The sequence below is a fragment of the Terrabacter terrae genome (genome assembly GCF_039529575.1).
In the GTDB taxonomy this organism is placed as follows: domain Bacteria; phylum Actinomycetota; class Actinomycetes; order Actinomycetales; family Dermatophilaceae; genus Terrabacter; species Terrabacter terrae.
In genome coordinates this window covers 32,255-50,462 of record NZ_BAAANB010000006.1, presented here as the reverse complement: position 1 = coordinate 50,462, position 18,208 = coordinate 32,255, and the positions used below count along the sequence as shown (strand labels likewise).

General features: G+C 69.8%; 14 protein-coding genes and 4 pseudogenes. 11 read left to right on the top strand and 7 right to left on the bottom strand.

What is annotated here, in order from left to right; genetic code table 11:
- The first annotated feature begins 9 nt into the window (after nucleotides 1-9).
- Together ABD194_RS08160 and ABD194_RS08155 are read left to right on the top strand one after the other, a co-directional pair.
- On the top strand, nucleotides 10-369 hold the full coding sequence (locus ABD194_RS08160; RefSeq protein ID WP_343989866.1) for a hypothetical protein: 360 nt from the start codon (nucleotides 10-12) through the stop codon (nucleotides 367-369).
- 106 nt (nucleotides 370-475) lie between these two features.
- Nucleotides 476-1,564, top strand: a complete 1,089-nt coding sequence (locus tag ABD194_RS08155; RefSeq protein ID WP_343989863.1) for a DUF4192 domain-containing protein — start codon at nucleotides 476-478, stop codon at nucleotides 1,562-1,564.
- A 238-nt stretch (nucleotides 1,565-1,802) separates the two neighbouring features.
- Here ABD194_RS08155 and ABD194_RS08150 read toward each other — a convergent pair whose 3' ends face one another.
- On the bottom strand, nucleotides 1,803-2,681 hold the full coding sequence (locus ABD194_RS08150) for a hypothetical protein (RefSeq protein WP_343989860.1): 879 nt from the start codon (nucleotides 2,679-2,681) through the stop codon (nucleotides 1,803-1,805).
- Between the two features lie 263 nt (nucleotides 2,682-2,944).
- On the opposite strand from ABD194_RS08150, the gene ABD194_RS08145 reads away from it, so the two are divergent.
- The 3 genes and pseudogenes from ABD194_RS08145 to ABD194_RS08135 all read left to right on the top strand — a co-directional run.
- On the top strand, nucleotides 2,945-3,283 hold the full coding sequence (locus ABD194_RS08145; RefSeq protein ID WP_343989857.1) for a hypothetical protein: 339 nt from the start codon (nucleotides 2,945-2,947) through the stop codon (nucleotides 3,281-3,283).
- Nucleotides 3,283-4,788, top strand: a complete 1,506-nt coding sequence (locus tag ABD194_RS08140) for a hypothetical protein (RefSeq protein WP_343989854.1) — start codon at nucleotides 3,283-3,285, stop codon at nucleotides 4,786-4,788. Before ABD194_RS08145 ends, ABD194_RS08140 begins: the two co-directional genes overlap by 1 nt.
- A gap of 495 nt (nucleotides 4,789-5,283) precedes the next feature.
- A pseudogene (locus ABD194_RS08135) lies at nucleotides 5,284-5,772 on the top strand (IS110 family transposase); the annotation flags it as partial.
- Between the two features lie 221 nt (nucleotides 5,773-5,993).
- On the opposite strand, the pseudogene ABD194_RS08130 reads toward ABD194_RS08135, so the two are convergent.
- The 5 genes and pseudogenes from ABD194_RS08130 to ABD194_RS08110 all read right to left on the bottom strand — a co-directional run.
- A pseudogene (locus ABD194_RS08130) lies at nucleotides 5,994-6,972 on the bottom strand (IS1380 family transposase); the annotation flags it as partial.
- Between the two features lie 181 nt (nucleotides 6,973-7,153).
- Complete coding sequence (locus tag ABD194_RS08125; protein WP_343989851.1) at nucleotides 7,154-7,897, bottom strand: cytochrome c biogenesis CcdA family protein; 744 nt, start codon at nucleotides 7,895-7,897, stop codon at nucleotides 7,154-7,156.
- Nucleotides 7,898-7,962: 65 nt separating this feature from the next.
- Nucleotides 7,963-8,574: a TlpA family protein disulfide reductase gene (locus tag ABD194_RS08120; RefSeq protein WP_343989848.1), complete on the bottom strand. Its 612-nt coding sequence runs from the start codon at nucleotides 8,572-8,574 to the stop codon at nucleotides 7,963-7,965.
- A 12-nt stretch (nucleotides 8,575-8,586) separates the two neighbouring features.
- Nucleotides 8,587-9,534 (bottom strand): M56 family metallopeptidase, encoded by a 948-nt coding sequence (locus ABD194_RS08115; protein ID WP_343989845.1) that lies wholly within the window; start codon nucleotides 9,532-9,534, stop codon nucleotides 8,587-8,589.
- Nucleotides 9,531-9,899: a BlaI/MecI/CopY family transcriptional regulator gene (locus tag ABD194_RS08110; protein WP_343989843.1), complete on the bottom strand. Its 369-nt coding sequence runs from the start codon at nucleotides 9,897-9,899 to the stop codon at nucleotides 9,531-9,533. Before ABD194_RS08110 ends, ABD194_RS08115 begins: the two co-directional genes overlap by 4 nt.
- A 140-nt stretch (nucleotides 9,900-10,039) precedes the next feature.
- Between ABD194_RS08110 and ABD194_RS08105 the strand changes: the two genes are divergently transcribed.
- From ABD194_RS08105 to ABD194_RS08080, 6 genes and pseudogenes are all read left to right on the top strand, one after another.
- Nucleotides 10,040-11,077 (top strand): cytochrome c biogenesis CcdA family protein, encoded by a 1,038-nt coding sequence (locus tag ABD194_RS08105; protein WP_343989841.1) that lies wholly within the window; start codon nucleotides 10,040-10,042, stop codon nucleotides 11,075-11,077.
- Nucleotides 11,074-11,805: a peroxiredoxin family protein gene (locus tag ABD194_RS08100; RefSeq protein WP_343989838.1), complete on the top strand. Its 732-nt coding sequence runs from the start codon at nucleotides 11,074-11,076 to the stop codon at nucleotides 11,803-11,805. The genes ABD194_RS08105 and ABD194_RS08100 overlap by 4 nt, the downstream gene beginning before the upstream one ends.
- Complete coding sequence (locus ABD194_RS08095) at nucleotides 11,805-12,122, top strand: glutaredoxin family protein (protein WP_343989835.1); 318 nt, start codon at nucleotides 11,805-11,807, stop codon at nucleotides 12,120-12,122. Before ABD194_RS08100 ends, ABD194_RS08095 begins: the two co-directional genes overlap by 1 nt.
- A 68-nt stretch (nucleotides 12,123-12,190) precedes the next feature.
- Complete coding sequence (locus tag ABD194_RS08090; protein ID WP_343989832.1) at nucleotides 12,191-14,065, top strand: copper resistance CopC/CopD family protein; 1,875 nt, start codon at nucleotides 12,191-12,193, stop codon at nucleotides 14,063-14,065.
- A gap of 148 nt (nucleotides 14,066-14,213) precedes the next feature.
- Nucleotides 14,214-15,514 (top strand): annotated as a pseudogene (locus ABD194_RS08085) (IS256 family transposase).
- Between the two features lie 375 nt (nucleotides 15,515-15,889).
- A complete protein-coding gene (locus ABD194_RS08080; protein ID WP_343989829.1) occupies nucleotides 15,890-16,231 on the top strand; it encodes an SHOCT domain-containing protein in 342 nt (113 codons plus the stop codon).
- Between the two features lie 214 nt (nucleotides 16,232-16,445).
- Here ABD194_RS08080 and ABD194_RS08075 read toward each other — a convergent pair.
- Nucleotides 16,446-17,883 (bottom strand): annotated as a pseudogene (locus ABD194_RS08075) (IS1380 family transposase); the annotation flags it as partial.
- Between the last annotated feature and the right edge of the window lie 325 nt (nucleotides 17,884-18,208).

The following is an 18,208-nucleotide window of genomic DNA, read 5'->3' as shown; positions in this document are numbered from 1 at the left end:
CGGCCGTCGGTGCGTCAGGCGGCGCGCCGCGCCGCGCTGGACGCGCAGGCGAAGCTGCGCGCTAGCCGGCAGGAGCGGGACAAGCGGTTGGCTGCCAGTGCGACAGAGGTCCTCGTCGCGCTGGGGGAGCGGGACGCCGCCGTCGTCAGATTCGAGCAGCAGGCGTGTGCAGCGCTGCGGCAACTGCTCGACGATGAGCACCTCACGCCGGCCGAGGTGACGCAGTGGTGCGGCCCCAGCCTGACCCGGCAGGAGATCGCGCGGCTGCGCCGGCTCGGCGGCGGCCAGCAGCGCACTGACCGGAACCTCTCGCGGAAGCAGGTGGGCGACCCAGCGCCGGAGAGTTCCTCAGGTCTGGACCGCCCTTAGCGGTGACCCAGAGGCGATGCCGCAGCAGCAAGTGCCAGGTGATCGCCGACGGGCCCATGCGTGGCTTTGGGAGGTGACCGTGCCGTCCGACGCGAAGGAGAGCATCGTGAGCCAGGAGAACCTCGTGCTGCACAACATGAGCGAAGTGGTTGCCGCGGTCCCGCACTTCCTTGGAGTGCACCCGCAGGACTCCCTCGTGGTCGTCCCCGAGGTGACCGGCGGCGCCCCGGTCGCGAGGGTGAACCTGCCCCCTGGCGTCACCCAGACGGTGGCGGTCGCCGAGGGGCTCGCCCGGGCGTATGCCGGCGCCGGCGTCGGTGTCGTGCTGCTCGCGTACACCGACCAGCCGGACCTGGCACGCGAGGTGTGCGACACCGTCCGTGAGCGGCTCGAGCCGAAGATCCCGGTAATCGGCTCCGTGGCGGTCGACGGCGACGGCTGGGTGCGCCTGGACGGACCGCACCGCGGTCAGGTGACCCAGAGCGACCGAGACCTGATGACGGCAGAGTTCCTCCTGCTGGAGCGTCCGACACCGTTCGCGACCCCGCGGCAGCTGCGGCAGGCGTACGCCCCCGGCCCCCCAGTCCCGGACGAGCTGATGGTTCTGGCGGGCGAGCGTGCCGCAGCCGCTGCGCGCGGCGGCCGCCTGGGCGAGGTCGAGCGGGAGTGGATCACCACCACGCTGGGCCACGCGGCAGCCGGCCACACCGCCGTGGCGGACGCTGATGCGGCACGTCTGATCGCCGACGTGCAGCACACCCCGCTTCGGGATCATGCCTGGGCCTCGATGGAACGCTCGACCGCGCCCCGTCACGCTGAGCTGTGGCGCGACCTGCTGACGCGGTGTCCCGAGAATCCGACGTCACCGGAGTCCACCGTGGCTCCGGTGGCTCCGGTGGCTCCGGTGGCTCCGGTGGCGTCGTTGACCGCGTTCGCGCACTGGCTCGACGGCGACGCCGTCAAGGCACGCGCCGCCCTGGACCGGGTTCCGCCGGGCTCCGTGTACCAGATGGCGCGCCTCATCGACGTGGCCTTGGAACTGGGGATGGACCCACGGACCTGGACCGTCCCGGACGACCGGGAAGGTCCAGACCACGACCCGTCCGCATCGTCCAAGTCCGTGGGGCAGAGCCACGCGATCCACGAGCCGCCGAAGGCCCCACCCGGCCGCGGCCCTGCTGGACCACCCCGGTGAGACGCGGAGAACTGGTCGCCAGCCAGCCGGTGGCGCCGGCCGGCCGGGGCGCCGCGGCGAGGCCGGTGCGCCGGGCATGAGGCATCGACTCGTGATGAAGGCGATCGAGCCCCCGAGGGCCACCCTCCACGTGGGTGTCAATGACGACGATCACCGTTGCCGCGTGCGGTCGGGCGTGGGCGGGAGGTTCGATGGCCCGGCGTGCCAGACCCCGCGCTCGACCCGTTCGAGTCGCCTGTCAGCGTCGCGTCGACCTGACCGGTGGAATCGGCGGCTGCAGGGAGGCGTGAGCGAGATCGAGAGCGTGGACCCGTTCGAAAGTGGCGGCCGAGCGTGACTGCCGCAGCAGGAAATCAGCTAACGCCGGCGCCAGACCGGCGTGCGCGAGCTGTTCGTCCCCCAAGGCCTGCAGCCCCGCGGCCCACGCCTTCTCCCACCAGGGCACGAGGTAGCTCAGCCCGACGACAGCCGCACTCAACACGCCGGCCACGACCGCCTCGGGCTGCCCGGCAGTCACGCCTTGGCCGAGGGCGATCAGGCCCAGGACGAAGCGGGCCCGCCACATCAGGGCAACCACCGGCAGGCGCCCGCCGGCAGCGCTCACCAAGAGAGCGAGGCCGCACAGGAACCGCCAAGGGATGGTCCACAGCTGCATCGCCAGCTCGGACCGGAGCGCGCCGACCCGGACGAGACCCGCCGCGTGGGCGATCACGGCAGCCGCCTGATCCGGCGGGAGCCGGCCCAGACGAACCTGCGACACGAGCTCGCCGGAGACGAGACCGGCGCGGCGGCCGGCTCCTCTCGCGGACACCGACCGCACCCCGGGCCAGAGGTACAGGCGAACCAGCGGCGGACCCAAGCCGCGCTGGCAGAGCCGGACGACCGCAGGCGCCAGCGCTGCGCGCTCCGCGGGCGTCAACGCTCGTGCACCGAACAGCCCACGTACCGCAACGGGTTCGCCGGCGCCGGCGAGCAGGACGATCGTCAGAGACAGGACGCCGAGGAAGACGAGCGAACCGAGTGGGCCCGGTAGCGACGCGGCCAGCGCCGCCGTCACAACGGTGCTGACGACAATGCCCGGCGTATGCGCCAGCACCCTTGTCAGCGGTACTCCCATCACACCCACCCCCAAAGCCGAGCGACAACGCCCCCAGTCGCGTCGTGCTCCGGCTGATCGTCAGCACGCGGCTGCCCAGCTTTCGTCCGTGAGACCAGTGTCCGACCACGCACCGACACCCCGTGGGTTATCCACAGGCCCCCACCGGGGCGGCCCGCCCCGGCCGCTGTCTGCGTGGATGAAGACGGCCATCAGAACCGACAAAGAGAGGACGCGCCATGGCGCCGAGGGTGCAGACGAGGAGAACGGGCAAGGACGGCCTGGTGGTGCTCGAAGGGGCAGTCCTGCTGCTGGAGGCTGCTGCGGATCGCTGCCTGAGCATCTTGGCCGCCGACCCGGCCCCCGGGCCCGAGGAGTCCTTCGCCCTGTCGGATCTCGGCTTGGCCGTCAGGCTCGCAGCAGGCCAAGCCCGAGGCCTGCTGCCCGTCCACATCGAGCCCGACGACGTCCAGGCCCCCGGGTCGAGCCAGCACCGAGACAATCCGGTCGAGCTGGTGCGCGCGGCGGAAGCCCTGACTCGCACGGTCCCGATCGAGGCGCTGCCCGTAGGCAGCAGCCGCGTAGTCGTCGCGCTCTGCGACCTCCTTCGGGAGCACGGCTGATGCCCGCCCTCGAGGGCCGCAGCGTGGGGGAGCTGCTGCTGGACTCGGACCTGCTGGTGCGCGAGGTGCTGATGGACACCACGCTGATGGACGGCCGGGTCATGCTCCGGACCTGGGGCGAGGTCGTCGAAGCCGCCGCCGACCTGTGGCGCGCGTTCCCCAAATCCTCGCTAAGCGCAGCCCATTCCGAGCGCCGGGAGGTGGGGCTCATGGAGCGGCTCGAGACGATGAACGCCGACCTGATGAAGGCGGCTCGGAGGCGCCAATGGCCCGGGACTGGGCCCGCCGACGAGCGGCTGATCACGGTATGCGAGAACCTCACGATCGCGGCCGAGCTGTTGCCGAGGCGTCGCACCGACGTCCGCCCAATGCGCCCCGAGGTCGAAGCGGATCTCGACGCGGCAAAGGCACGGTTGATGCACGTCCTCTATGTCGGCGCCCACGGTGTGCAGGTCGCCCTGAACCGGGACCTGCGCGACCTCGCAGTCGCGCCCGCGGCGAAACGCGCCGCGCTGCCGGCCGAGTCGCTGAAGCGCACCGTGGAGGCGCGCGACCGGGTGGCGGCCTTCGAGCAGCTGGCCGGCGCCTACGTATCAGGCACCTTCCCCGCAGCGCTAGACGGCGAGTACAAACCGGGGGCGGAGCCGGATCGGCTGCGGCAGGCGCTGGCCAGCTGGGACATCCAGGCCCACCGCGCGCTCGTAGGAACCCCAACGGCCGCGACGATGATGCTCATCGCACAAACCCAGGGGCACACCGCCTTCGCCAGCCAGACACTGCTGCGCGCCGCGGCCGAGACCGGCTCGGTCGAACCCGGCCAGTACCGCACTCGCCTCGCGCCCGCGCTCGAGTCCGCCCAAGCGAGCTGGGTCGGGCTCGCGACGACTTGGGCGCAGCTTGCACCTCAGCGCGGACGCCGCGTCGGCCCTGACCTGGTCTTGGCAGCCAACGAGATCCGCGCCGCGATGCTCGAGATCATTCACGAGCGCACCGGTGTTGCGAGTGTTGAAACCCTCGCCGCGACAGTCGATCTGAAACGGGTCGCCCAGACACTGCAGCTCGGGCTCGCGACCTCCACGGACCTCGCGTACGCCCTCCGGGAGGCGACAGCGGCCCCGCATCTGCTCGCGTCGGCCCGCGGCGTCAACGCCATAGCCATGGCACTCGAGGCGCGCGGCTCGAACGGCAATGTCTCCACAGAGGCCTGGGTGCGGCCCGTCGACCACGCCCAGGACCGACCCATCGCGCTCCCCGACATGGTCCGGGATTCACTCACGCGCGCAGCCGATCAGGTCACCCAGGCAGTCAAGACAGCTGCCGGAGCCGCAGCCTTCGTCAGCGCCCCCGAAGGCATACTGGCGGCGAGAACCTTTGCCAGGCACTCCGATTCGTCAGCGCCTTGCCGTCCAGGCGGGGGCAACAAGCGGCCCACACCCTCACTAGTGGCCATCAACGCGACGCCCTCGGTTCAGGGGAGGACCGAAGGCGTCGCGCGCCGCCGGTAGCGGCTCGGCTCCCGAAGGAGGTGGTCCTGCTCTGGGCTCGACCCCGAAGGTTGCTGCGCGACGCATGCTCGTGATTGCAACCGAAGAGAGTACGCCGACGCTCCGGGTGAAGGGGTGGTAGTCACTGGTGGCGCGTGGGCCGGATCTTCAGGCTGGCTGGGACACCGACACCTTCCGACTGATGCAGAGACCAGCCTAAGCCGAGGAGGTCGACGGCCTGCTCGGGCTAACCGCCGACGTCGTCGCGCCTTGATGGACGCGACATCTCGTGAATGAGTTGAGCGATGGCCCGACCGCTGATGGCTAACTCCCGGCGGCATAGAAAGACGTTCTGCGCGGTCGGGTCTGGCGTGGCGAACGTCCTCCTGATGCGCTTGTCGGGCTTGGTGTCCCATCGCATCGAAGGAGGACGTTCATGTCTCACGGTAGTGGTGTTTCACGCGGGATCGGAACCGGAACGCGAGGCTTTCCCGGCTGCGAGAGGCGGTCCCGACCATGAACGCGATCGTGGGGATCGACCTGGCCGACCGCAAGCAGATGCTCGTCGTGACCGATCACGACTCGAAGGTGCTGGCGCGGCGGACGTTCCGGTGCAAGGCGTGGGACCTCGGCGCCGCGCTGGACTGGGCCGCCGACTGGGCCTCGTGTGCCGGGTTCGCCGGCGTCACGGTCGCGTGTGAGCCGACCGGCCACCGGTGGATGGTCCTGGCGCAGCTCGCCGACGAGCGGGGGATGTCGTTCGTGTGCGTGCAGCCGGCCGCGTCGTCCTGGGCGCGGAAGAGCGAGGACCTGACGACCGACAAGACCGACGACAAGGACGCCGTGCTGATCGCCCGGCTCACCGCGCAGCTGCGCTGCTACCTGCCCGAACCGGTCGACGACTCGAACGCGACCTGGGCCCGGCTGCGGCACCTCGGCGCCCGCCGCGAGGAGCTGATCGGCGAGCACGTCGCGGCCGTGCAGACGATCCGGGACCTGCTCGAGTGCGTGTGGCCAGCGGCGCTCGAGACGGCGAAGCACCCGTTCCGGTCGGCCACGTGGGTCGCCGCCGTGAGTGTCGTCGTCGGACAGGGACGCGGACGTGACGGCGGTGACCTGGCCCGGACCAGGCGGCTCGGGCTGGCCCGGTTCGAGCGGGCCGTCCGCGCCGAGGTGGCCCGGCGCGGCGGGGTCCGGCCGTGTCTGCGGATCGTCCGCCGCCTCTTCTCCTCGGCGTGCACGTCCGGGATCCGGCGCACGACCAGCCGGCCGGGGACCCGATCGGCCTTCTTCTTGCTGGCGAACGCGGTGAACGGGACCTCGGCGACCTGCGCCTTGGAGATCCACGCCCCGGTGCTCTCGTCGAAGATCGCGTCCGGGTACTTGACCGTGGTCCAGGCGTCGTCGCCGATGCCGGCGATCGGGGCCTTGATTGGGCTCGTCGTCCGCACGGTCACGGACACGTGGGCGCCGCCGGTGATCGCCGCGAGGATCGCGTCGCGGCCGTAGTAGGCCGAGTCCATCCGGACCAGGATCCCTTGGCCCCGGCCGAGCAGGCGGCCGGCTTGTTTCACGGCGTCGCCGACCAGGCGTTCCCGCCGCGGGGCGACCCGCAGGCACCCTTGCGCAGTCGTTGCGCCACGATCAGCGGGCGCCGAGCTGCTCGTGGTCACGGTGGCCAGCAGCGCGTTCAGACCGCGGACCCGGGTGTAGCCGGACCCGGCGCCCTGCTTGGCGTGGCCGTGGACCTCGATGATCGTGTCGTCCACGTCGAGGAACGCGTACCCGTCGGTGTTGCCGGCCTGCGGCAGGCGCGGAGCCACCCGACCAGCCGGACCAGCGCGAGCAGGAACCGGGGCGCGAGCGCGTCGAGCTGGCGCACATGCCCGAAGGTGAACGCGCGCAGGAATGACCCGAGCGTCGAGGGCGCGTACACCTTGGCGAAGAGCCGGCCCATTCCGCCGTGCCGAAGCAGGGCATGTCATCAATCGAGTCGGCGCCGGCGACCATCCCCGCCACCAGCGAGGCCACCTTCAACCCGGCATTCGCGCCCTTCTCGCTGGGCACACTCAGATGCTGCTCGGCCAGGCGCCGCAGTCCAGCCCGGTCGGCCAACGCCAGGACCGGGACCAGCCCGGCGGCCGACACGAGGTTCGGGTCGTCGAAGGCCACCGACGTGCGCGCGAGAGTGTGAGAGAGTCGCATCCCAAAGGTGCCCTTCCGGGGTTGAGGTTTTGGAACCCTCGCAAGTCCCAATCTCTCAGCACGGCAGGGCATCTCGTCGTTACGGCACGCTCACACCACGGCCCTCATCGGTGTCGAGGCTTAGTTCCAACCCGTACTTGGTCCACCGATCCTCGTGCGGGGCTCCTAGCGATCGGGGCGGTCAGATCGCGACACGGAAGGTGGAGATCAGGTTGACTTGGAGCCACACGACCATCGACTCCCACAGGCCGGAGATCATGAGCGCGCCGACGAGGAGCAGCATGACTCCCCCGAACGTCCGGATCCCGCGGCGGTGGGCGCGCAGCCATGCGCTCACGCCCGATGCCTTCTCCCACAGTGCGGCCATCAGGATGAACGGCAGCCCGAGCCCCAGCGAGTAGAAGCCGGCGAGCAGGAGCCCGCGTCCGACCGTGCCCGACTCTGCCGACAGTGGTGCGGCCATCGCTTGGATCGCCGCGAGCGTCGGGCCCAGGCATGGCGACCATCCGATCGCGAACGACGCTCCGAGCAGAGGAGCCCCGGCAAGTCCCGCTCTGGGACGCCACGAGAGCGATGCCGCATACGACTTGCCGACACCGAGAAACATGACACCCATGACGGTGACGACCACGCCGGCGGCCCGCAGGAGCAGCCCGCGGTACTCCTGGAACGCGAGGCCGAGCGCCGAGACGGCAGCGGCGGCGATGAGGAAGACGACCGTGAAGCCGAGAACGAACAACATGGCCCCGAAGATGAGTCTCCGGCGGGACCGGCTCTGCAGGGATTCGTCGGACAGTCCCGTGACGTACCCGAGGAACCCTGGAACCAGGGGCAAGCAGCAGGGTGAGGCGAAGGAGACGAACCCGGCCAGGGCCGCGATCACGGCAGCCACCAGGACCGGCCCGGTCGTGAGGTCAGCGCTCATCGGTCAATCCCGCTTCTCGTTCCGGCTTCTCGTTGACCGCATCGCCACTCTGCTTACGCCAGCGCTCACTGTGCGATGACGTCATCGATGAGCCCGGTCAGGGTCGAGGTGGTGAGGGGCCCGGAGACTCGCGCCGCAAGCCGGCCGTGGCGGTCAAGGACGAGAGTGGTCGGGGTTGCGGTCGCCTTACCTCGCAGGGACAGGATCGGCACCCCGCCGTCGTATGCCAGCGACGGGTAGGTGATCTTCTTCTCGTGCTGGAACGCGAGGGCCGTTTCGGGGGACTCCTGCTTGTCAAGCCCGATGAACTCGACCGGCAACTTCCGCGACCGGACATGTTCCCAGGCGCGTTGCAGCTCCGGTGCCTCCGTGATGCACGGGGGGCACCACGACCCCCATACGTTGACGACGATGACTTTGCCCTCCTTGCCTTTCGTCGACCACGAGCCGCCTTCGAGGGTGGTGCCAGTCAGGGTGATGGGATCCTCGCGACGGCTTGGTGGCACGGTCTCGATGGTGCCGTCGCCGGAGATGTAGCCCTTGCGATCTCCAGCCGCGGCTTGGGCGGAGACGGTGTTCGGGCCTGCGGAGCACGCGCTGGTCAGCACGGCTATGGCCAGGGAAACCGCGACCCAACGGGTGCACGTGAAGCGCATGGGTGATGTGACGGTAGTCATCGGCGCCGTCGTTCAGCTCAGCAGTGGCCCGCACACCGCGAGCAGGCCAAGGAAGAGGGGTGCGACGGTGACCGCGGTCATGGTCAGAGCCAGCTGTAGCAGGGCTTGGCTCCGGTTCCCTGCCGTGGTCGGCGTTGCCAGTCGCTCGACTCGAGCGAGCACGTCCACGCCACTGGCCGCGAGCACCCCGGCGGGGAGGCGGGCCGGTCCGGCGAGGCCCACCAGGGCTTTCACCAGGACGCGGGGGCCATGGGTCCGGGCGGCGACGTCGTCGGCCGACATCTCCAGGAGCCGGGCCACCTCGTCGGCTCCCCGCGTGAAGAGCTGCACCCGCGGCATGCAGGTGCGCAGACTGCGGGTGAGTGCGAGGAGCAGGTGGTGTCGTCCAGCGAGGTGCGCATGTTCGTGAGCGAGCACGGCGCTCACCTGGGCGGGGTCGAGTGCGGCCAGCGCACCGGTGGTGAACACGATGGTGTTCGGGTGTCCGGCGACGCAGTAGACAGCTCGTTCGGGCACGTCGAGCACCACGGCCCCGAGGTCGGGCCGCGTGGCTCCGGCGAGCCGGACCATCCGTGCATGGGCGTGGGTGGCATCTCGGGCTCGGCGCCAGGTGCGCCCCAGCCGCAGCAGCAGGACGCTCAGCGCGATCGCGGCAACCCCCGCGAGCATGAATACGGCCGTACGCACGTGCGGCCCATAGGCGCCGGTGGCGGCGGCCCGGATTTGGGTCAGGCACGTGGCCATCAGGGTTCGTCGCGGCAGCGACCAGTCTCGGACGAGCTCGGCACCCAGGAGTGCTGCCGCGGCGGCGAGGGAACCAATGACCGAACCGATGGCCGCCAGCCAGACGGCAACGCCCAACCGGGGGAAGGTGCCCGAGCGCGTGAGCCGGGCCAGCGGCGGCGGCGCCAAGACCGCGAAGGTGACGCCGTAGAGCAGTAGGCAGGCCGCGGCGCTCATGAGGGCCCCTGCTGGTCCACCGCATCCGCGAGGCGCCGTAGGGCCGCGGTCTCCTCCTCGCTCATCTGATCGATGAAGTGACTCAGGACCAGGCTGGGGTCTCCGCCGGCATCGAGTGCATCGCGCATCACCCGGGCGCCGTACTGCTCGCGCGTCAGCGTGGGCCAGTAGAGGAACGCTTTGCCCTGGCGCTGGCGCGCCAGCCAGCCCTTGCGGTGCAGGTTGTCCATGGTGGACATGGCCGTGGTGTAAGCGATCTGCCGCTCCTGCCCAAGCCGCTCGAAGACCTCACGCACTGTGCAATGCGTGCCGCTGTCCCACAGGTGGCTCATCACCACGGCCTCCAGCTCGCCGAATCCCCGCACCAAACCCTCCACTCCGCGCCGTCGATGTGACCGAACTATACGTCACCAGCCAGGTCACCTACTATCTCCGTACGCAGATAGTAGGTGACTAATGGACCGGCAGGAGAACGCAGTGCGCAAGTCTGTTCATGGAGCCCTTGATGGGTGAACTGATGTTCGGAACGACGCTGCTGGCGTCGTTCCTCGGCGGCGTCGTGGCTCTCTTTGCGCCGTGCTGCGTGTCGGTGATGCTTCCGGCTTACCTGGCCACCGGGTTCCGGCACCGTCGCGGCGTTCTGCTCGCAACGTTGGTGTTCGGGTCCGGGGTGGCGACGGTGATCATGCCGATCGGCCTGGGTGCGACGGCGTTGAGCCGGGTCCTGGTCACCCAGCATCTGTGGATCTTCCTAATTGGGGGCGTGCTGTTGATACTCGGCGGGGCCGCGACGCTGACTGGGTGGAAGCCGAACCTGCCGATGCCGGGCGCTCGCGCAGGCCGGGAGGGGCGCCTCACCTCGGCTTACACGCTGGGGGCGTTCTCGGGTGCGGCCAGCGCCTGCTGCGCCCCGGTGCTGGCCGGGGTCGCCATGCTGGCCGGGGCCGCAGCCTCGTTCCCGGCGGCGCTGTCCATCGGCGGCGCGTACGTCGCTGGGATGGTCATGCCTCTGGCGGTGGTGGCGCTGGCGTGGGACGCCCGCCGGCAGCGCGCCGCCGCCCTGCTCACCGACCGCCCGATCCGGCTGCGACTCGGCCGATGGCAACGACAGGCCACTATGGGCAGCGTCGCAGGCGGGGTGCTCATGATCCTCATGGGAGTGCTGGCGAGCGCTGTGGCGGTCGCGGGGCCGGGCATGCCGAGCGGGGGATGGCAGACCCAGCTGAGCGCATGGCTGCAGCATGTTTCCAGCAACGCCGTCCGCGCGCTGTCGTGGCTACCCGGCTGGGCCGTCTTTGCCGTCCTCGCGGTCGGCATCGCCCTGCTGGTGCGGCGCGCCGTTCGGTGGCATGTCGTTTCCTCCCACGCCACCGAGCTCGAGCCCACCCAGAACCCGCAGATGCGGAGCCCACTGGCAGCGGCAAAGGCGGGCAGCGACTCCAGCGGCGCGACCCCGGCCGAGGCCTGCTGTCCCCCTCCGTCCGGTTCCCTCGGTGAGGCTCCTGCCGAACCGACCGGCTCCCTCAAGGAGATCCCGCAATGAGCAACACCGACCGCACTGCTACCTCGCCGCGAGTTTCTCGCCGCCCGGGGCGAGCGCGCCCACCGGCCGGGACACCAGAGTCCGAATTCGATCCCCGACCCACCACACGACACCGCCGGGTCCTTCTCGCCGTAGCTGCGGTCATCGCCGGGACGATCCTGGCCCTCTACCTCGTGTTCCAAGGCTCACAGGTCAGCAAGGTGCAGACCCGCGCTCCAGGCACCGGAAGCGGTTATCACCACGTCGCCGGCCAGCCCGGCGCGGGCGCGGCCGCCCCCGAGTTCACGCTCGCCTCGAGCGACGGGGCCTCCGTGTCCCTGTCCCACTATCGCGGCAAGACGGTGCTGCTGTACTTCCAGGAGGGCCTGTCCTGCCAGCCGTGCTGGGACCAGATCAAAGACCTTGAGCAAAACCAGCAGGCCCTCAAGAGCGCCGGTATCGACGCCGTCCTGTCGGTCACAACCGACCCCGCCCCCCTGCTCGCGCAGAAGACGACCGACGAACGCATCTCGACGCCGGTGCTGTCGGACCCGGACCTGACGGTCTCCCGAGCGTATGACGCCAACGCCTACGGGATGATGGGAGACATGCGCGACGGCCACAGCTTCCTGCTCGTGGACCCCGAGGGCACCATCCGGTGGCGCGCGGACTACGGTGGCGAGCCCGACTACGTCATGTTCGTACCCACCGCGAAAATGCTCTCCGATCTCGCACGGGAGCGCACCTGATGGCCGGTTCCGAATCAGAGCAGGCGACCGGGCCAGTGACCCGGCCCGCGCCATGCCTGACCACCCACGTCCCGATCACCTTGCTGACTCAGCACGACTGCGTACTCTGCGATCACGCGAAGCAGGTCCTTGCACGCGTGGACAAGGACGTGCCCCTGAACGTCACCGAGGTCGACCTCGCCACGCCGGCGGGCCAACAGCTGGCCAAGGAGGCGGGAGTGATCTTCGCGCCAGGCGTGCTCCTTGACGGCCGGCCCTTCTCCTTCGGACGGCTCTCCGAGAGGCGGCTTCGGCGCGCGCTGCGTCCGCGCGGGTAGGGATGACTAGAGCACTCCGCAGCAGCAGCAGCTGTTTTCGGGCCTGGGCTGTCTTGCTGGCGGCAGTCGTGGCCTTGCTGGCATGTGCTCCACCAGCCAGCGCGCACCCCACTCTGCTGTTCAGCGACCCCGCCGCCGAGGTTGCGACGGGCGATTCGCCGGGTGCGATCACCTTGGTGTTCAACGAGGCGGTCACGGCCGGTCCCGGCGCACTCACCCTGCTCGACAGCGCCGGGCATGCGGTGCCGCTGGGACGGACGGAGACAGTGCGGGCAGGCCGGGCGGTCACCGGGGCTGTCCCTGAGCGGCTACGACTTGGCGTCTACCGGGTCCGGTGGCAAGTCACTGGCTCGGACGGAGATCTGATGGGCGACGAGTTTCGTTTCGCCATCGGGTCCGCGGTCCTCGGAGCCGCAAACGCCATCTCCTCGACGGCGACGTCCTGGCTCGATGCAACGTTGCGGTGGCTCTTGTTTGCAGGGCTGTCTCTTGCAGTCGGAGGGGTGGTCGCCGACCGGCTTGCCCGGGCCGTGAGGGCGAGGACACCGGGACTGCCGACGCCACGTTCGCTGGTGCCGACCGGTGCACTGACCGGGCTGCTGGGTGTGGTCACGCTTGCCGTCCTGCTCGTTGCCGGGACCGGAGAGCTCGGGTCGTTGTGGAGCGGTCAGGCGGGCATCGTGCTCCTGGTCGAGGCGGCCGGCCTGGGCATGGCATTCGTGGCCGGGCGAGTGTTGAGCGCATCCTCTCGGCTGCTGACGCTGGGTCCGCTCGCCGCGGTCGTGGCCGCCGAGGGGGTACGGTCGCACGCCAATGCTGTCGCGCCGATCTGGGGCGCTCTGCTCACCGGCGCGCATGTTGCTGCAGCCGCGACATGGGTCGGGACGCTGGCCCAGGTGGTCGTGACCACGTTCGCGTGGCGGTCAAGCCGAGGATCCGTGCGCGGCCTCTACATTGGCTACGCCCGCTTGGCGGCCTGGGTGTTCGCGGCCGTAACGGCCAGCGGGGCGCTCAGTGCGCTGGTACTCGTCCCGCTTCCGGCGTGGACCGGCACCTTCTATGGGCGGCTTCTGCTTTCCAAGCTCGCCCTCGTCGCCGCCGCTGCTGTACTGGCGCTCGGGGCGCGGCAGTGGCTCAGGCGCCGCAACACCCGAGCAGTGCAGGTACTGACCCGCCTCGAGGTCACCGGCCTGGCACTGGTCCTCGCCCTGTCGGCCACGCTGGTGTCCACACCACCTGCCAGCAGCCAGACACCGGTCGCGCCGCCAGCGCGCGGTCAGGTCATCCAGATCGGCACCATGGCGGGGCAGATCGGTCTGACCGTCCAAGCCAGCGAGCAACTCCTGGTCGTGCGGCTGACCTCCCCACGCACCGGCGACTACTACTCCGGCGATGAGCCCCAGACGTTCACCCTCTCCGGCCAGATCACCGCGCCCGGGCAGCAGGGCCGCCCGCTGGAGCTGACAGCGTGCGGAACCGGGTGCTTCACCGCTCCGGCTGACTGGCGACGGGGCGCCACCATCCTCGCCCTGCACGCCGGCGCAGACACGTGGCGCGGCGGCACGGTCAACGTCCTCGTCCCTTGGCCCGGCACCCAGGGCGCGACACACCTGAGCAGGGCCGTGTCCGCACTACGTGCCGTCGAGCACCTCACCGTGTACGAAGCAGTCACCAGCGACACGACAACCGCGCCGCCCGACCACCGTCCGCTACAGATGACCGGACGCTTCTTTGTCAGCCAAGAGCCCTACGCCGACGGGACCGCACCGATCGCGACCCAGATCTCACAGCCCGGTGAACCCGTCCGGCTCGCCTTGGGCTACCCGGCCGCAAATGTCTCCGTGACCCTCACCCTCGACGCCTCGGGCCGGATCAGCGAAGAGACCCTGACCGACGAGACCCACCTGATCCACCGCCGCCTCATCTACCCCGAGCGCGACTGATCCCCTCGCGCCGGAGCCGTCGCAGCTCTTCCTGCGACTCGGCCACCCCCATCGAGGACGTCACATGACGGGCGGACGCCAGGCGAGACTGTCCGACGAACGGTGTAACTGGCCCCGACGCTGACGATTCAGCGGGAAGGGTCTGATGATGACCGAGACACTGGTGGGTGTGAGCCCACCGCGGAAGGCAGGCAAGAAGACGCTCACCCCCGATGAGGTGGAGCGTGCGGCGGTGCGTGAGCTGGTCAAGGCCGCTCGCGCCAAGGGTGAGGAGCTGACCGGCCCGGATGGGCTGCTCAAGGCGATCACCAAACAGGTCCTCGAGGCCGCCCTCGAAGAAGAGATGACCGAGCACGTCGGCTACGACAAGCACGCCCCCGAGGGCCGCAACGGGGCCAACCCGCAACGGCACTCGCCCGAAGACGGTGCTGACTGACAACGCCGGCCCGGTCACGGTCGAGGTCCCGCGGGACCGGGCCGGTAGCTTCGAGCCGGTCATCGTCAAGAAGCGGCAGCGGCGCCTGACGGATGTCGACGCGATCGTGCTGTCGCTGTACGCGCGCGGGTTGACGACCGGAGAGATCAGCGCGCACTTCGCTGAGATCTACGGCGCGTCGGTGTCCAAGGACACCGTCTCTCGGATCACCGACCGGGTGCTCGAGGACATGCAGGCCTGGTCGGCGCGGCCGTTGCAGCGGGTGTACGCGGCGGTCTTCATCGACGCGATCATGGTGAAAGTCCGTGACGGGCAGGTCGGAAACCAGCCGTTCTATGCCGCGATCGGGGTCGACCTGGCCGGCCATCGCGACGTGCTCGGGTTGTGGCCGGGCAACGGCGCCGGGGAGTCGGCGAAGTTCTGGATGAACGTGCTGACCGAGCTGCGCAACCGGGGCGTCGCGGATGTGTTCTTCATCGTCTGCGACGGCCTCAAAGGCCTGCCCGACAGCGTCAACGCCGTTTTCCCGGCGGCGATCGTGCAGACCTGCATCGTGCACCTGATCCATGGCACGTTCTGGTGCGCGTCGAAGAAGTACTGGGAGGCGATCGCCAAGGACCTGCGCCCGATCTATCAAGCAGCGACCGCGGAGGCGTGGGCGGCGTTCGAGGCGTTCGAGGAGAAATGGGGCAAGGCCTACCCGGCCATCCCCAGGTTGTGGCGGGCCGCGTGGGAGCAGTTCATCCCGTTCCTGACCTACGACGTTGAGATCCGCAAGGTTGCTCTGCTCCACCAACGCGATCGAGAGCCTGAACGCCCGGTACCGGCGGGCCGTCAACGCCAAGGGCCACTTCCCGACCGAGCAGGCCGCGCTCAAGACGCTGTACCTGGTGACGCGGAGCCTGGACCCCAAAGGCCTGGGGCAGGCACGATGGGTCACCCGGTGGAAGCCGGCCCTGAACGCCTTCGCCATCACCTTCGCCGACCGGATGCCTGCGGCAGAGAACCTCTAACCATGAAAACGCCAGTTACACCGTTCATCTGACGGACCCCGCCAGGCATGCTCGCGCTCGCCTACCCGCTCAGGAGCACCACACGGGACAGGTTGGTCGACCGCTGCGGGCTCCTTTTTCGTCACTCCCAGACGCGTGATCGACGACCGCACCATGCCCTACTATCTGCGTACGTAGATAGTAGAATGGGTGCCTGGTGGTACGGCATCGTGGTGATGTTGTGGCCTCCGCCGCGCATCGATCATAAAGCGTGGTTCGTCCGTCCAAGGACGCAAGAGCGCGACTGGGACATCCTGCGCACACGGCCACGGAAGTGGCGAGATCAACACTGCCAACCCCCTGGGAACGCCGGGAGAACTGACACGGAGGAACGACATGATGTGGAGCTCCGGGATGGGCATCGGAATGGGGCTGGTCATGGCCGCCGGCACCATCGGGTTCTTGGCCTTGGTCGCCGTGCTCGTGCGAGCCCTCTTCACCGACCGCTCCGTCGGAGCCGAACCCACCGGGGTGCCCAGTCCGCTGAACGTGCTGGCCGACCGGTTGGCACGCGGTGAGATCACCGTCGAGGAGTACGAGCAGCGCCGGCGCGTCCTGGCCGGCGCGGCCGGCCCCCTGGACCGACCAGCCCCATGGGCGGACGTGGCCAGCCCGCCGTCACGTCTGTCCGCTCCCGATCCTCCCGATCCCACGAGGGACCGTCACCAAGGAACATGATGACTGCTTCCGGGCCCACCCTGCTCTTAGGCTCGATCCACCGATGTGCTGGTGGGGTGGCGTCGATCGCCGCCTCGGGTTGAGGCGGTGGCGAGGGACGTGGGGTATCGCCCGCCCTCGCTGTCGGGGTGTTCCACGTCGGGGTTCCTTGGGTCGCGCAGTCTGCAGCTGGGTTGTCAGGACGCAGTGATGGCGTGCGGGTCGGGACGCGGCCCCACAGTCGGGTCCAGGCTTCGTGCCAAGGCCACGCGTGGGGCAGTGCAGGATGATCCCGCGTGCGGAGGACGCGACCCGGGCGGGGATGTGGATCAGCTTGCGGCGGTGGTGTGCCCCGGGACACCCCAAAGCCTCCACTGAAGCCGGGGCGGTTCAGACCGTCGCGGTGGTCGCTTTCGCGAGCTCGGTCGCCGCGGTGAGGGTGGCGGCGGCGTGGGTGAGGTTGAACGCGATGACGGCGAGCACGAGCCAGGCGGCGTTCGCGGTGAACTTGCCGGAGGGCAGGTTGGCCAGGGCGGAGGCCTTGAGGTCGGCGTGGACCTGCTCGATGATCGCGTGTCCGCTGTGGGTCTTGTCGGCGGCGACGGTGCCCAGTTGCTCGGCGGGGAGGTGGTGAAGAAGGCGTGGAAGCGCCATACGTCGAACAGGGTGCCCTGTCCGGCGCTTTCTTGCGCTCGGCGTTGAGGTCGGGGCTGCGGCGCACGACGAGCCGGCCGGGGACGCGGTGGGCTGGCTGCTGTGCGGCGAACACGGGTGAACGGGACCTCGGCGACCTCGGCCCGGGAGATCCACGCGCCGCTGTCCTGGTCGAAGATGGCGTCGTGTACTCGATCGGTGTCCACGCGCTCTGCTCGATACCGGAGATGGCGGTCTTGATCGTGCTGGTCAGACGCACCGTGACGGACACGTCGGCGCCGCCGGCCACGGCGGCCCGCAGGGCCGGTCCGCCGAAGAACGCCGAGCCCATCCGGACCAAAACCCGCTGATCTTTCGCGAGCAGGCGCCGCGCGGTCTTGACCGCGTCCGGGACCAGCCGCTTGGCGCCTCGGGGTGAGCCGGCTGAGCCCTTCCGCAGCCGCTGCGCGAGGATCACCGGCGCGGTCCGGTCACGGTGAGCGTGGCCAGCAGCGCGTTCAGGCCGCGCACACCGCTGTGGCCGAACCCGGCGCCCTGCTTGGCGTGACCGTGGACCTCGATGACCGTGTCGTTGATGTCGACCAGCGCGTACCCGCCAGCCGGTTCCCCTCCGCTGCCGTCGGGCCGGCCCAGTAGCGCCGTCTGTGCGGTCAGAGCAGCGAGGAACCTGGAGGCGGCCGCGTCGAGCTGGCGCACGTGCCCGAAAGTGAACGCGCGCAGGAACGAGCCGAGGGTCGAGGGCGCGTACACCTTGGCGAAGAGCCGGCCCATTCCGCCGTGCCGAAGCAGGGCATGTCATCGATGCTGTCGGCCCCGGCGACCATTCCCGCGACGAGGGAGGCCACCTTCAACCCGGCATTCGCGCCCTTCTCGCTGGGCACACTCAGATGCTGCTCGGCCAGGCGCCGCAGTCCAGCCCGGTCGGCCAACGCCAGGACCGGGACCAGCCCGGCGGCCGACACGAGGTTCGGGTCGTCGAAGGCCACCGACGTGCGCGCGAGAGTGTGAGAGAGTCGCATCCCAAAGGTGCCCTTCCGGGGTTGAGGTTTTGGAACCCTCGCAAGTCCCAATCTCTCAGCACGGCAGGGCATCTCGTCGTCACGGCACGCTCACACCACGGCCCTCATCGGTGTCGAGGCTTAGCCTGGGCGGTGGGCTTCGCCGGTTGCACCAGTGCCCAGTTGCGTTCAGCACAGCCAGATCCGCAGGGAAGCGCGGCCGTGCCGACGGAGCGCGCGAAGGCGTGACCCGGCCACCAGCCGCATCCACAGCCCGGTTCGCGACCGCGACCGCGACACCATTCTGGTCCCACCCGTCAGGGGCTGGTCGAAGTGCCCGGAGTGG

Bases quoted from the DNA above. Each gene is read 5' to 3' on its own strand.
- ABD194_RS08150 (WP_343989860.1), bottom strand. From the start codon at position 2,681: ATGGGAGTACCGCTGACAAGGGTGCTGGCGCATACGCCGGGCATTGTC.
- ABD194_RS08140 (WP_343989854.1), top strand. From the start codon at position 3,283: ATGCCCGCCCTCGAGGGCCGCAGCGTGGGGGAGCTGCTGCTGGACTCG.
- ABD194_RS08125 (WP_343989851.1), bottom strand. From the start codon at position 7,897: ATGAGCGCTGACCTCACGACCGGGCCGGTCCTGGTGGCTGCCGTGATC.
- ABD194_RS08120 (WP_343989848.1), bottom strand. From the start codon at position 8,574: ATGACTACCGTCACATCACCCATGCGCTTCACGTGCACCCGTTGGGTC.
- ABD194_RS08115 (WP_343989845.1), bottom strand. From the start codon at position 9,534: ATGAGCGCCGCGGCCTGCCTACTGCTCTACGGCGTCACCTTCGCGGTC.
- ABD194_RS08105 (WP_343989841.1), top strand. From the start codon at position 10,040: ATGGGTGAACTGATGTTCGGAACGACGCTGCTGGCGTCGTTCCTCGGC.
- ABD194_RS08100 (WP_343989838.1), top strand. From the start codon at position 11,074: ATGAGCAACACCGACCGCACTGCTACCTCGCCGCGAGTTTCTCGCCGC.
- ABD194_RS08095 (WP_343989835.1), top strand. From the start codon at position 11,805: ATGGCCGGTTCCGAATCAGAGCAGGCGACCGGGCCAGTGACCCGGCCC.
- ABD194_RS08080 (WP_343989829.1), top strand. From the start codon at position 15,890: ATGATGTGGAGCTCCGGGATGGGCATCGGAATGGGGCTGGTCATGGCC.